The sequence below is a fragment of the Nonomuraea zeae genome (assembly GCF_005889725.1).
Taxonomy (GTDB): Bacteria; Actinomycetota; Actinomycetes; order Streptosporangiales; family Streptosporangiaceae; genus Nonomuraea; species Nonomuraea zeae.
Window position 1 is genome coordinate 1 of the sequence record NZ_VCKX01000103.1, and the last position, 13,845, is coordinate 13,845.

A 13,845-nucleotide genomic window follows, 5' to 3' on the forward strand; every position below is an offset into this window, starting at 1 on the left:
GGCGTCCGGGTGGGCGGCCGGCGGGGTCGCCGGAGCGTAGATGGAGTCGCTGTCGCGCTCCCCCTGACGCCCGGTACCGAAGTCGGGCAGCCACGTCGAAGCGGTGCTGCGGCGGGACGAGGTGTCGCCGGGGCGGGCATGGCCGGCCTCGCGGGCAGGCGGCTCAGGCCGGAAGTGCTCGCGGGAGGGCGAGTCCTGGCGGTAGGGCTCGCGAGATGGTGAGTCCTGGCGGTAAGGCTCGCGGGACGGCGAGTCGGGACGGGCACCGGGCTCGGACGTGCCGGGTCCGGACGTGCCGGGTCCGGCAGCCGCGGACGTGCCAGGCGCGCCGTAGGACGGCTCCTGGTCGCGGGCTCCGCGGTCGAACGGGGTCTCGCGGGGCGACGACTCGGGCGCGCGGGTGTAGGCCGTCTCAGAGCCCCTGACCGGCGGCGTGTAGCCCACCGCGGGCTCCTCGGGCTCGCGGCGCACCACCGAGGGGAACGCCACCGCGTCCGAGGCGAGCGGCGGCACCGGCTGCAGCTTGGCCATGCGGGGCGCGAACGGCGTCACCGTCGTGTCCTCGACCACGGCCGGCTCAGGGTCGAAGTCGGCGGCGGACAGGCGCAGGGCCTCGTCGTCGTGGGGCGTCACATGGCGCTTGCGCGGGTCGAAGAGCCACTCGGCGTGGCGCGTGTGACCGTTCCAGACGTAGCCGAGCTTGACCCGCCACAGGCCGTCGTCGCGCTTGGCGGAGTCCCAGTCGATCTCGTCGGTCGGCACGCCGCGCCTGGTCAGCCGCTCCGCCACGAGATCGCCGAGGGTCGGGCCGGGCGCGGACTCGCCCGGCATGCGTACGGCCACGCGTTGCGCCTGCTGAGCGACATACTCCCGCTCCTGCAGCACCGGCCCCTCGAACCAGCGGACGCGCTCGACCGGGATCCCGGCGGTCGCGGCAATCTCCTCCGCCGTCTCTCCGGCGCGGATGCGTGCCTGGATCTCCTTGGGGCGCAACGGGCTCTCCACTTCGATCTCGTACTGGCCGAGACGGGAGAAGTTGCCGCGGACGGCAGCACGGAGCCGGTCGTCCACGGGAAGCGTGAAGCGCGTACCTCGTCCGGCAGTAGCCAGCACGAGATAGGTGCCGTCCTCACTCACCGCGACGAGTCGGAGCTCCTGCATGCGAGTCCCTTCGTCAGCGTCGCCATTCTTCCCCCGGACCCTTGAGTCTCTCGCGTGTGCCGGTTGCCTGCCAGCACCGTACCCGGCATGTCCGAACATCGCCTTCCTGGGATAGCCCCGGGGCGTTGTGACGCCGGTCACATTTGTGGGATCCATCCCGCTATTGCCCGCCGCTGTGCATGTGGAGGCTAGAGGCCCCAGACGGATTCTGACGAATCGCGCCCCGTGTTGTCGTGCACTTCAGCCAAGACGCGAGAACGGATGGATGAACGGCAGGATGGAGCTCCAGGTAGCGGGCGGCGGCGCCGGCGAGGTGCGGGGCGTTCGCCGAGTAGGCCGCGCCGCCCGGTGTGACCCGGCAAGTACTGGTATCGGCGGCTACGACGGTGAAGAGACCGGAGCCTGCCAGCGCCCGTACGGCCGTGCTCAGTGCGGGGGAGTCCGCCCCGTCGAAGGAGAGGCTGGCGACCGCGGGGCCGCGCGCGTGGCGGCGGATCCAGTCGAGCCCGGCCAGCACGTCGGCCAGCGTGCCGGGGCCCGCGCAACCGAGCACCCGCACGGAGGCGATCCTGGCCTTGGGCGCGACGCCCGAGTAGCGTCCCGCGATGGTCCTGGCGACCTGCGTGCCGTGGCCGGAGCAGTCGCGGCCGGTCCCGCCGGTGGCGTCGAAGGCATGCCAGGCCCGGTCCCCGAACTCGGGCCTAGCGACGTCGACGCCGCTGTCCACGACGTACACGGTCGTGCCCGCGCCGCCGGTCCGCATGGCCGGCCGGCGGCCGGGCGCGGCGGCGGTCATGGGGTGGATCTGGCGGTCCGGCTCGACGGCGCGCACTCGCGGGTCGGAGCGGAGCTCGGCCAGCTCGCCGGCGGTGAGGAAGGTGGCGAACCCGGGCAGCGCCGCGGTGTAGAAGCGCCGTACCCGCCAGCGCACCTCGCCGACGAGCTCGCGGGCGGCCACCCGGTTACGGGCGGTGACGATGTAGGGGCGGCCGGGCTCGGACGCGACGGGGGCCAGGGCGAATCCTGAGGCGGGCGTCATGGCGAGCGGGACGGCGGTCGTGGCGGCCGTGGCCACGGCCGCGGCGAGGTAAACGGAGGGCAGGCCGAGTCGTCGGGGCACGAGCTACAAGGTTGCCGCCCGCGCGGTGGGCGTGCGTGGCAAGACACGCGCACACGCCGATACGCGCGCCAGCTCTTTACCTAACGCAGGACATCGGGCGGTCGACGGGGGCCGTCAGCCGAGCACGAGGTCCAGGTACTCGTTGGTGAACAGGCGCCGCGGGTCGAGCCGGTCGCGCAGCGCCGTGAAGTCCGCGAAGCGGGGATAGACCTTGCTCAGGTAGAAGGCGTCCCTGGTGTGCAGCTTGCCCCAGTGCGGCCGCCCCTCCAGCCGGGTCATGATCTCCTCGACACCCTCGAAGTATTCGGGGTTCGGGGTCGGGCGGTAGATGTGGCAGGCGACGTACGCCGACGGGCGTCCGTACGCGGTGGACAGCCACGCCTCGCTGGGCGGCGTGACCCGCACCTCCACGGGAAAAGTGATCTTCCAATCCATCCGCTCGATCAGGTCCCTGGTCTCGCGCAGCGCCTGGGCCAGGCGATGGCGCGGCACAGCGTACTCCATCTCCAGAAAGCGCACGTCGCGCCGAGCCGTGAAGATCTTGTACGACGTGTCGACCGACTCGGAGTCCCCGAGCGCCGCCGCGCTGGCCGCGTTGATCCGCGGGATCAGGCCGGGCAGCGCCGCGCCCACGGCGCAGGCCGCGCCGAAGACCGTGTTCTCCAGGAACACGTTGTCCATCCAGTGCTTGACCGCGCCGGGCGGCCGGGCCGGGCCGGGGTTCCTGTTGTTGGTCTTGACCAGGCACGCGTCGGTGTGCGGCAGCCAGAAGAAGTCGAGATGCTCGTTGGCGGAGATCAGCGAGTCGAGCGAGCCCAGGATCTCGCTGAGCGGCAGCCGGCGCCGCCGGTTGTGCAGCAGGAACGCGGGCTCCACCCGGAAGGTCACGGCCGTCAGGACGCCGAGCGCGCCCAGCCCCACCCTGGCGGCGTCGAACAGGTCCTCGCCCGGACTCACGGTCGCCACCGAGCCGTCGGCGAGCACCAGCTCCAGCTCCTCGACCTGGTCGGCGAGCCCGCCGCTGTCGCGTCCCGTGCCGTGCGTGCCGGTCTGGATCGCGCCGGCGACGGTCTGCTCGGTGATGTCGCCCATGTTCGCCAGGGCCAGGCCGCGCTCGCCGAGCAGCTCGTTCAGCACCCGCAGCGGGGTCCCGGCCAGCACGGTGACGCGGTCGCCCGCCCACGACCTGACCCCGGTCAGCCCGTGCGGGCGTAGCATGATCCCGTCGGTGAGGGCCACCCCGGTGAAGGAGTGGCCCGTGCCGACCATCCGGACCCGCCGCCCGGAGGCGGCGGCGTCCAGCACGGCGCGTACGACGTCCGCGACGGACGCCGGCGTACGCACCTCGGCGGGGGTGCCCGACTGGTTCTGCGCCCAGTTGGTGAAGACCACGAGCACCCTCCAGAGCTTCGTTCCGCTAAACGTGAACGATACTCACTTCTCCCAGCCTTCGGGAACGGGGAAGATGTCGCCGGGTTCGAGGTTCTGCCGCTTGACCACGTCCGACACGGTCACCAGGTGATAACCCTTGTTCTGCAGGGTCTTGATGAGCGCCGGCATCGCGTCGACGGTCTGCTTGACCCAGTCGTGCATCAGGATGATGCCGTCGCGCTGGGCCACCTCAAGGGTCTTCTTCTTGATGGCCTCGACGTTCTTGGAGCTCCAGTCCTGCGAGCCGGCGGTCCACAGGATCATCGGCATGCCGTATTCGGCGGCGATGTCGGACACCTGAAGGTCGGCCAGCCCGTACGGCGGGCGCAGCAGCTTGGGCTCGACGCCCGCCGCCTTCTTCACCGCGTCCTGGGTCTTCTGGATCTCGCTCTTGATCGTCCCGGCCTCACTCTTGGTGAAGTCAGGATGGCTGTAACTGTGGTTGCCGAGCTCGTGGCCCTCGGCGGCCATGCGCTTGACGTAGGCGGGGCGGCTCTTCACGTACTGGCCCTCGAGGAAGAACGTCGCTTTCGCGTCGTACTTCTTCAGCGTGTCGAGCAGGGTGCCCGCATACTGGCCCGGACCGTCGTCGAATGTCAGCGCGATGCACTTGACCTGCTCGCAGTCGACCGGCTCCTTCTTCGGAGCCTGGGCGAACGCGGGCGCCGGGGCCAGAGTGACGCAAACAGCCGCGATAGCTAGAAGTGAAGTGATTTGTCGGGACATAAGTAGAGCTTCCGGTGTGATGGGTGTTGCGAGGGATCTCACGACCGTAGCGGATCAGCTCTTGGCGGGTGAAGACGCCTCGGGAAGTCTCAGCAAACCCGAACCTCCGATGCCCACGACCACGGCGACGATCGCGGCGCCCAGGGCGAAGGTGTAGGCGTTCGAGGCTCCGTACGCCTCCGTGAGCCGCCCGCCCGCCCACGCGCCGATCGCCACACCGAACCCGATCGACGTCGAGATCCACGCCATGCCCTCGGTGAGCAGGGACGGCGGCACCAGCCGCTCGGTGAGCGAGAAGCCCGTGATGAGCGTCGGCGAGATCGCGAACCCGGCCAGGAACAGCGCCCCCGCCATGATCCACACGTTGTCGATGAACGCGATCGGCACCAGCCCCACCACGAACACGCCCAGCGCCCGCATGAACCGTCCGCGCAGCGAGATCCTCCAGTGCCTCGACCCGAACCACAGCCCCGACACCATCGACCCGCCCGCGAACGCGGCCAGCAGGAACCCGGAGGCCGCCTTGACCCCGTGCTCCTCCGCGTAGGCCACCGTGACCAGGTCCACCGAGCCGAACACCGCGCCCAGCGCCAGGTAGACGCACGCCAGCAGGGCGATGCCGGGGATCAGGATGGGCGTGCCGCCCGCGGAGGCGACCCGCTGGACGGGCGGCTGGGTGCGCCGCTGCGCCGCCAGCGCCAGGCAGCCGAGCAGCATGCAGATCAGGGCGACGACCAGCCCCGCGTACGGGTTCACGCCGGTCGCGAGCACCGTGACCAGCGCGGGCCCGGTGACGAAGACGACCTCGTCCACCACGGACTCGAACGCGAACGCGGTGTGCAGCTTGTCGGACCCGCCGTGGATGACCGACCAGCGCGCCCGCACCATCGAGCCGATGGACAGCGAGGTGGCCCCGATGACCAGGCCGGAGGCGTAGAGCGTCCAGTCGGGCAGCCCGAACCCGGCGCACAGCATGAGGGCGACCATGGCCAGCCCGTTGACGACGGCGAACGGGGCGATGATCCGGCCTTGCCCGAACTTGTCCACCAGCCGGCCGGACAGCGGGGCGGCCACGGCGAAGGCCACGTTGGTGGCGGCGGCGACCGCGCCGGCGATGGCGTACGACTCCGTGAGCGCGGAGATCAGCAGCACGACCCCGATGCCGAGCATGGACATCGGCATCCGGCCGACGAATCCGGCCAGCACGAACCCTTTGACGCCGGGCCGGTTGAACAACCCCCGGTAAGGCCCGACCACGTCATTTCCCCCTTACACGAGCCAGCTAACCTTTGCGCACCGACTGTCCGGATGGCAAGTGATTTGTGCGGTGCGTGGGTTAACGTGTCCCGAGTGTCCGGTCTTCCCTCTCTTCGTGCGGTCATGCTCATGGTCATCGCCGTGCTCGCGGTCACCGTCGCGGCCGGCGGTCTCGTGGTGATTCTGGGCGATGACGTGCTCACCAGTGCGCAGGAGCCCGTACGGCGACAGCCCAGGACACAGCAGACACAACCCGCTCCCCGCCTCGACCAGATGGTGCCCACGGCGGCGCCGGTCAAGGACTTCGGTCAGGGCGGCCCGGGGATCACCTCGACCCCGCCGCGCGTGCTGGCGATCGCCGCGGCCACGGTGCCGAAGCGGACCAGGTTCACGCTCGGCGAGCTGGCGCACGTGCAGAAGGTGATCGTGGTGGACGCGGGCGCGGTCAAGGTGTCGGGCACCGCACTGAACCTGCTGGCCGTCGACCCGGCCGACTTCCGCTCCTGGACGCCGCAGCCCGTCGCCGACCAGCCCGCCGTCTGGAGCGCGCTGGCCAGGGGCGAGCTGGTGGCCGACGCGAGCGCGATGCGGAAGTTCGGCATGATCCTGGGCGCCATGTACCAGGTGGACGGCGGGCCCAGGCTGCGCGTCGCGGCCTCGGCCGATCTCGGGCTCAAGGGCGTGGACGGGCTGGTGAGCGCGGACATGGGCAAGGCGCTCGGGTTCGCGCCCGGGGTGGCGGTGCTGCTGCACGGCAAGCCGGGCAAGATCAGCGAGTCGTCCGTACGCAAGGCGCTCGGCAAGGGCGCGCAGGTCGTCATGCTCGACGCGGCCGAGCGCGCCGCGAAAGCCCAGCAGAAGGCCGGGCAGCGGAAGTCGGCCCAGCAGGATCAGCCGCAGCCGGTCAGCGTGGGCCGGCCGGGCAGCTATCTGGAGCTCTACAAGGCCTCAGCCACCCGCTGCCCAGGGCTGTCGTGGACGGTGCTGGCGGCGATCGGCCAGGTGGAGAGCTCGCACGGGCGCAACAACGGCCCGTCGAGCGCGGGCGCTCTGGGGCCGATGCAGTTCATGCCCGCCACCTGGAAGCACTACGGCGTGGACGGCGACGGCGACGGCAAGAGCGACATCTGGAGCCCGTACGACGCCGTGCCCGGCGCGGCCAACTACCTGTGCGCCAACGGCGCGGGCAAGGGCGGCGAGAAGCTGCGCAAGGCGATCTGGTTCTACAACCACTCGTGGGACTACGTGAACAAGGTCATGGGCATCGCCGAGGCGTACGCCCGCACCTACGCCTGAGGCGCCTGAGGCGCCTGAGGAGCCTGAGTCGCCTGGGCCCGCGCGGGCCGCACGGGGGGCGGGCAGCACGTGAGCGCGCAGGGGACGGGCTCGGGCTCGTCCATCAGCTCGCGCACCATCTGGACGAAGCGCGGGTGCGTGCCCGCGGTCGCCGCCCGCTCCATGGGCAGGCCCAGCTCGGCGGCCACCTGCCTGGCCTCGGTGTCGAGGTCGTAGACGACCTCCATGTGGTCGGAGACGAACCCGATCGGCACCAGCACGACGGAGCTCGCGTCCGTCTTGCGCAGGAAGTCGCAGACGTCGGGCTCCAGCCACGGCACCTGCGGCGGCCCGCTGCGCGACTGCCAGACCAGGTCCCAAGGCTCGGAGCGGCCGAGCGCCTGGCTGACCAGCTCGGCGCTCCTGCGGAGCTGCGATTCGTACAGGCCGCCGGCCGGGCCGGCGCTCTCGGCCATGGAGACGGGGATGCTGTGGGCGGTGAACACCAGCCTGGCGTCGTCGCGGCCGAGCCGCTCCAGCGCGGCCCGCGTGTGGTCGGCCATCGCGGCCACGAACCCGGGGTGGTCGCCGAAGTGCCGCATCTTGACCAGCTCGGGGCCGCCTTCGACGGAGATCCGGCGGATGTCCTCGTAGTACTGGCGGCAGCTGGAGTAGCCGGCGAACGCCGACGTGGCGAAGACGGCCGCCTTCCGGACGCCGTCGGCCTTCATCTGCCGCACGGTGTCCTCGCCGAACGGGTGCCAGTTACGGTTGCCCCAATAGACCGGCACCCCGGCGACCGGGCGCAGCGCCTCGACCAGTGCGCGGTTCTGGGCGTTGATCGGGCTGACGCCGCCGAACCCCTGGTAGTGCTCGGCCACCTCTAGCAGCCGCTCGCGGGGCACGCCGCGGCCGCGTACGACGTTTTCCAGGAAGGGCAGCACGTCGTCGGGACCTTCGGGACCCCCGAACGACAGGACCAGCAAGGCGTCGTAAATTCCCACGTGACAACCTTATGCCGGGCCCTCTCTGGTCCCTCCCTCGCGGTAGGTTCGATTGAGTGAGCGCATTCAACGACATACGCGACTATGTGGCCATTCCCCGGGTTCTCTCGCTACGCCTCTCACCTGACGGCTCCAGGCTGATCTCGGCCGTCCAGTCCCTCAATCCCGACGGCAAGTCGTTCGGCACCGCGCTCTGGGCGATCCCGGTCGACGGCGAGCCCTACCGGCTGACGCGCTCGGCCAAGGGCGAGACCTCCGCGGTCTTCACCGACGGCGGCGATGTGCTGTTCACCTCGGCCCGCCCCGACCCCACCGTCAAGGACTCCGCGGACGAGGTGCCGGCGCTCTGGCTGCTGCCCCGCGCGGGCGGCGAGGCCCGTCAGGTGGCCACCCGCCCCGGCGGCGTCGGCGCCGTGCGCACGGCCGGCGACGTCGTCGTGTTCTCCTCCGACGTCCTCGACGGCGAGGAGTCCGCCGACGAGGAGAAGCGCAAGGCGCGCAAGGACGCGGGCATCAGCGCCATCCTGCACGAGGGCTATCCGGTCCGTTACTGGGACCACGACCTCGGGCCGGGGCGTCCGAGGCTGTTCGCCGCCCGGCTGGGCGCCGACCGCCTTGAGGACGTGCGCGACCTGACCCCCGACGCGGGCGACGCGCTGAGGGAGGGCGCCTTCGAGCTGACCCCCGACGGCACCACCGTGATCAGCACCTGGCGCACCTACCTGGCGAAGGGGGAGTGGCGTACCGATCTGGTCACCATCGACGTCGCCACCGGGGAGCGGCGGGTGCTGCTCACCGAGGACCGCCACGACTTCACCGGCCCGATGGCCGTCTCTCCCGACGGCACGAAGATCGCCTGCTCCCGCGAGCGGTTCACCGGGCTGGAGGTCTCGGCGCGCAGCGAGCTGTGGATCGCCGACCTGGTCACCGGCGAGGGCCGCGCGTACGCGCCCGACCTGTTCCCCGCGGGCGTCGACTGGGCCCCGGACTCCTCGGCCGTCTACCTCGTGGCCGACCACCAGGGCCGCCGCCCGGTCTTCCGCGTGCCCCTGGACGGGGAGCACAGCAGGCTCACCCAGGACGACGCCGCCTACAGCGGGCTGAACCCCTCCGCCGACGGCCGTTTCGTCTACGCCCTGCGCAGCGGCGTCGACCTCGCGCCCGCCCCCGCCAGGATCGACGCGGCCACCGGCGAGATCACCGACCTGCCCTCGCCCGCGCCGCGCCCCGAGGTGCCCGGCACGCTGACCGAGATCTCCGCCACCGCCGACGACGGCACCACGATCCGCGGCTGGCTCGTGCTGCCCGAGGGCGCATCGGCCGAGAACCCCGCGCCGTTCCTGCTGTGGATCCACGGCGGGCCCGTCGCCTCGTGGAACGACTGGCAGTGGCGCTGGCAGTCGTGGATCATGGCCCAGCACGGGTACGCCGTCCTGATGCCCGACCCGTGCCTGTCCACCGGCTACGGCCAGGAGATGATCGACCGCGGCTGGGGCAACTGGGGCCCGCGCACCCAGGCCGACCTCGACGCGATCGTGGACGTGGCGCTGGCCAGGGACGACATCGACGCCGAGCGCATCGGCGCGATGGGCGGCTCGTACGGCGGCTACATGGCCAACTGGCTGGCCGGCCACAGCGACCGCTACAAGGCCATCGTCACCCACGCCTCGCTGTGGAACCTCGACCAGTTCGCCGGCACCACCGACGCCTCCATGTACTGGCAGCGCGAGTTCGGCGAGCCCGGCTCCGAGCGCTACGACCTGCTGTCGCCGCACCGCTCGCTCACCGAGATCACCACGCCGATCCTCGTCATCCACGGTGACAAGGACTACCGCGTGCCGATCGGCGAGGGCCTGCGCCTGTGGTGGGACCTGCGCCGCAGCGAGGTGGAGTCGAAGTTCCTGTACTTCCCGGACGAGAACCACTGGATTCTCAAGCCCGGCAACGCCGTCGCCTGGTACGAGACGGTGCTCGCCTTCCTCGCCCAGCACGTGCTCGGCCAGGAGTGGAAGCGCCCGGACTCGGTGGCGTGATGACGGATTTCCTGCGGCTGGCCGAGGACATCGCCCGCGAGGCGGGGGACATGATCCTCGCCAAGCGGCCCACGATGTCCGAGGAGGTCGAGACCAAGTCCAGCCCCACCGACGTCGTCACGACGCTGGACAAGGCGTCGGAGGAGCTCATCCGCGAGCGCATCCTGGCCGCCAGGCCCGATGACCGCATACTCGGCGAGGAGGGCGGCGAGGAGCCCGGCGAGTCCGACGTGCGCTGGGTCGTCGACCCGATCGACGGCACCGTCAACTTCCTGTACGGCCTGCCGGACTGGGCGGTGTCGATAGCCGTCGAGGTCGGCGGCCGGGCCGTGGCCGGGGTGGTCAATGTACCGGCCCGCGGCGAGGTCTACACCGCCTCGCTCGGCGGAGGCGCCTGGCTGGGCGGCGAGCGGCTGCGCTGCAACACGGGAGTGCCGCTCGCGCAGGCCCTGGTCGCCACCGGGTTCGGCTACTCGGCGGCCAGGCGCGTCGTCCAGGGCCAGGTGGTGGCCGAGGTGCTGCCGCGCGTGCGCGACATCAGGCGCGGCGGCTCGTGCGCCATCGACATGTGCTCGCTGGCGGCGGGCCGCGTGGACGCCTACTACGAGCGGGGCGTCAACCAGTGGGACTTCGCCGCCGCGGGGCTGGTGGCGACGGAGTCGGGCGCCACGCTGGGCGGACTGCGCGGCCGGCCGGTCAGCCCGGAGTTCGCGCTGTGCGCCGCGCCGGGGCTGTTCGAGGAGCTGCACGACCTGCTGGTCGCGCTGGACGCCGATCGGGCGCCCTGAGCCGGTGGGGTTGGAGGGGAACGGCCGGAGCCAGGGGGCTCCGGCCGTTTCCGTGAGCTAGCGGGGCAACGGGATGCCGTGATCGTCTGCCAGCCTGCGCAGGTCCTCGATCTCGGCGGTGAGGGTGTCGGCGAGGTAGTCGTCGCCGACGCTACGGGCCTCCCGAAGGCCCTTATAAGCCTGGTCGAGGCGGTGTTCGATCGTGGTCGTGAACTCGCCCATCTCACCTACTCTCTGGGGGTTCGAACCGTGTGGGGCGAAGTCTGCCCATTGCCGGTTCATGTCCGGGCGATGGGTGTCTCGCAGGCATACCCCGGCTTGTCGCCCTCCGAAACATGAATTTCCGGATGCTTCCCCTCACCGGTGGGTCACCCACGCCTTGACATGCCTTACCGTGCGCTTATCGAGGCTGTGGGCAGAATGAGTGCCCAGAATAGGAGAGAGGTGTTCCAGGCGTGCGAGTGCTGGTGGTAGAGGATGAGCGGGTGCTCGCCGACGCGATCGCGACCGGGCTGCGCCGCGAGGCCATGGCGGTCGACGTCGCCTACGACGGCGGCGGCGCTCTCGAGCGGACCTCCTACATCGACTACGACGTGATCGTGCTGGACCGTGACCTGCCGGTCGTGCACGGCGACGAGGTGTGCCGGCGGCTCGTGGAGCAGCGGACCGCCTCGCGGATCCTGATGCTGACCGCCTCCGGCGACGTGGACGACAAGGTGGAGGGGCTCGGTCTGGGGGCCGACGACTACCTGGCCAAGCCGTTCGTGTTCATCGAGCTGGTCGCCAGGGTGCGCGCGCTCGGCCGCCGCTCCGCCCCCGCGCTGCCGCCCGTGCTGGAGCGGGCCGGGATCCGGCTCGACCCGGGCAAGCGGCTGGTGGAGCGCGACGGCAAGGAGGTCGTGCTGACCAAGAAGGAGTTCGCGGTCCTGGAGGAGCTGATGCGGGCCGAAGGCGCCGTGGTCAGCCAGGAGGACCTGCTGGACAAGGCCTGGGACGAGAACATCGACCCGTTCACCAACGTGGTCCGCGTGACCATGATGACGCTGAGGAAGAAGCTGGGCGAGCCTCAGGTGATCGAGACTGTGCCCGGGGTTGGGTACAAATTGTGACCGACAGGCCAGAACACGAGAGGACTCCGGCCGGGCCGGAGCGTGCGGCCGGGCCGACGCATCCGATGATCAGCCCGCATTCCGCCCGGAAGGCGACGCGCGTGCAGGAGGCCCCGCCGCCCACCGGGCCGCCCGCCTGGGACGGACCGCCCCCGCCGTCGCACCCGGTGCTCACGCGCACGCCGATGGAGCGGATGAAGGCGCTGCCGGGGAAGGTCAGCATCCGGTGGCGGCTGACCCTGACCTACGGCCTGCTGTTCTTCGTGGCGGCGAGCGTGCTGCTCTATTCGATCTACGCCATCGTGGGCAGGGCGATCGGTGAGGCCTGGCCCACCATCGACCTCGGGCTGGGCCCGGTGCAGGACGCCCAGCTCCAGACGTCGTGGCGGCAGTTCCAGCAGCAGGCGATCGCCAACGCGAGGGACGCGCTGTTCGGCAGCTCCTTCCTCGTGCTGCTCGGGGTGGGCATCCTGGCGATCATCATCGGTTATTTCGTGGCCGACCGCGCGCTCAAGCCCGTCACGCAGATGACCGGCACGGCCCGCAAGCTCTCGGAGAGCACGCTGGCCCACCAGCGCATCGCACTCGAAGGCCCCAACGACGAGCTGAAGGAGCTGGCCGACACCTTCGACGCCATGCTCACCCGCCTCAACGTCGCCTTCGACACCCAGCGCCGATTCGTGGCCAACGCCTCGCACGAATTGCGGACTCCTCTCACGATTAACCGGACGGTCCTGGAGATCGCCCTGTCCGATCCCGAGGCGTCGGAGGATCTCAAAGCGCTCGGCCGTACCCTCCTCGAAGTCAACGCGCGTAACGAGAAGCTCATCGAGGGGCTGCTGCTGCTCGCCAGGAGCGAGCGCGAACTCGCGGTGCGCAAACCGCTGGACGTTCAGGAAGTCGCTCAGACGGCCGTGGAACAGGTCACGCCGTTCGCCGAGGAGCACGGGGTAACCGTAACGACCGAACTGGTCAGCGCGCCTACCGTAGGCGATCCGGTGCTGCTGGAGCGCTCCGTGAGCAACCTGTTGGAGAACGCGGTCAAGTACAACATTCCCGAAAACGGAAAAGTATGGATCCGAACGGGAATGGTGGACGGTGCCCTGGTTGTTCAGGTGGCCAACACGGGGCAGCACGTCCCGGCGTACGAGGTGAACAGCCTGTTCGAGCCGTTCAGGAGGCTCCACGCGGACCGCGTGGAATCGGCCAAGGGAGCGGGGCTCGGGCTGTCCATCGTCCGTGCGGTGGTACAGGCGCACGGCGGAAATGTGGCCGCCGTGCCGCGTGATGGTGGAGGACTTGTCGTGACCATTCGTCTCCCGAGACGCTGACCCGCGATGTTGCTCATGCGCGTCCGTCCGCGTGTTGATGTGGTGGGGGCGTCTCGTTCTCGCCGTACATGTGGTTGGATGTGCCGTCGAACACGGTGGTGCATGACGCCAAGGCTGTGGGTTTCGCCATATTTGGCTAACCATTGCCAACGGCAGCAGGCCCTGACGTGTTGGGAGGTTCGTGGCGCGTTCCTGCGGGGTACCGATGGGAAATCTCCCCGGCGGAACGGGCACAAGATGGGCCTCCCGGACGTTAGAAGACGCGCGATGAGCGCGAAGACATATAGATGAGGGGGATGGAGTAAGCACAATGGCTACCGACTACGACAGCCCGCGCAAGACAGACGACGACCTGGGGGAGGACAGCCTCCAGGAACTCCAGGCGCGGCGCACTGACAAGTCGTCCGGCAGCATCGACATCGACGAGACCGATCTGGCGGAGTCGCTCGAGCTTCCCGGTGCCGACCTGTCGAACGAGGAGCTGTCCCTGCGGGTGATCCCTCGTCAGGCGGACGAGTTCACCTGTTCACGCTGCTTCCTGGTGCACCACCGCAGCCAGCTGGCCTCTGAGAGGAACGGCCAGCAGGTCTGCAGGGAGTGCGCCGCCTAA

General features: G+C 70.3%; 13 protein-coding genes. 6 read left to right on the forward strand and 7 right to left on the reverse strand.

What is annotated here, in order from left to right:
* From sepH to ETD85_RS29465, 5 genes are all read right to left on the reverse strand, one after another.
* On the reverse strand, window positions 1-1,161 hold a 1,161-nt coding region (sepH, locus tag ETD85_RS29445; protein WP_138693052.1), incomplete at its 3' end, for a septation protein SepH.
* Window positions 1,162-1,321: 160 nt separating this feature from the next.
* Window positions 1,322-2,281 carry a S8 family serine peptidase gene (locus tag ETD85_RS29450; RefSeq protein ID WP_138693053.1) on the reverse strand — a complete coding sequence of 320 codons (960 nt, stop codon included), beginning with the start codon at window positions 2,279-2,281 and terminating at the stop codon, window positions 1,322-1,324.
* A 114-nt stretch (window positions 2,282-2,395) separates the two neighbouring features.
* Window positions 2,396-3,673 (reverse strand): D-arabinono-1,4-lactone oxidase, encoded by a 1,278-nt coding sequence (locus tag ETD85_RS29455; protein ID WP_138693076.1) that lies wholly within the window; start codon window positions 3,671-3,673, stop codon window positions 2,396-2,398.
* Window positions 3,674-3,715: 42 nt separating this feature from the next.
* A complete protein-coding gene (locus ETD85_RS29460; protein WP_138693054.1) occupies window positions 3,716-4,438 on the reverse strand; it encodes a polysaccharide deacetylase family protein in 723 nt (240 codons plus the stop codon).
* A 54-nt stretch (window positions 4,439-4,492) separates the two neighbouring features.
* Entirely contained in the window at window positions 4,493-5,695 is a 1,203-nt protein-coding gene (locus tag ETD85_RS29465; RefSeq protein WP_138693055.1) for an MFS transporter, read from the reverse strand.
* Between the two features lie 93 nt (window positions 5,696-5,788).
* On the opposite strand from ETD85_RS29465, the gene ETD85_RS29470 reads away from it, so the two are divergent.
* Window positions 5,789-6,991, forward strand: coding sequence for a lytic transglycosylase domain-containing protein (locus ETD85_RS29470; RefSeq protein ID WP_138693056.1), 1,203 nt, complete (start codon window positions 5,789-5,791; stop codon window positions 6,989-6,991).
* Here ETD85_RS29470 and ETD85_RS29475 read toward each other — a convergent pair.
* Window positions 6,982-7,974, reverse strand: coding sequence for a ferrochelatase (locus tag ETD85_RS29475; RefSeq protein ID WP_138693057.1), 993 nt, complete (start codon window positions 7,972-7,974; stop codon window positions 6,982-6,984). The genes ETD85_RS29470 and ETD85_RS29475 overlap by 10 nt on opposite strands.
* 56 nt (window positions 7,975-8,030) lie before the next feature.
* Between ETD85_RS29475 and ETD85_RS29480 the strand changes: the two genes are divergently transcribed.
* The gene (locus tag ETD85_RS29480; protein ID WP_170246901.1) at window positions 8,031-10,007 is read left to right on the forward strand and encodes a S9 family peptidase; all 1,977 of its coding nucleotides are present in this window, start codon (window positions 8,031-8,033) and stop codon (window positions 10,005-10,007) included.
* Entirely contained in the window at window positions 10,007-10,795 is a 789-nt protein-coding gene (locus ETD85_RS29485) for an inositol monophosphatase family protein (protein WP_138693058.1), read from the forward strand. Before ETD85_RS29480 ends, ETD85_RS29485 begins: the two co-directional genes overlap by 1 nt.
* 57 nt (window positions 10,796-10,852) lie before the next feature.
* Here the strand turns inward: ETD85_RS29485 and ETD85_RS63340 are convergent, their stop codons facing one another.
* The gene (locus ETD85_RS63340) at window positions 10,853-11,017 is read right to left on the reverse strand and encodes a hypothetical protein (RefSeq protein ID WP_165974805.1); all 165 of its coding nucleotides are present in this window, start codon (window positions 11,015-11,017) and stop codon (window positions 10,853-10,855) included.
* Between the two features lie 233 nt (window positions 11,018-11,250).
* Between ETD85_RS63340 and ETD85_RS29490 the strand changes: the two genes are divergently transcribed.
* The 3 genes from ETD85_RS29490 to ETD85_RS29500 all read left to right on the forward strand — a co-directional run bounded on the left by ETD85_RS29490 (window position 11,251) and on the right by ETD85_RS29500 (window position 13,845).
* Complete coding sequence (locus ETD85_RS29490) at window positions 11,251-11,904, forward strand: response regulator transcription factor (RefSeq protein WP_138693059.1); 654 nt, start codon at window positions 11,251-11,253, stop codon at window positions 11,902-11,904.
* Window positions 11,905-11,969: 65 nt separating this feature from the next.
* Complete coding sequence (locus ETD85_RS29495) at window positions 11,970-13,235, forward strand: sensor histidine kinase (protein ID WP_138693060.1); 1,266 nt, start codon at window positions 11,970-11,972, stop codon at window positions 13,233-13,235.
* A gap of 310 nt (window positions 13,236-13,545) precedes the next feature.
* On the forward strand, window positions 13,546-13,845 hold the full coding sequence (locus ETD85_RS29500; RefSeq protein ID WP_090929286.1) for a DUF4193 domain-containing protein: 300 nt from the start codon (window positions 13,546-13,548) through the stop codon (window positions 13,843-13,845).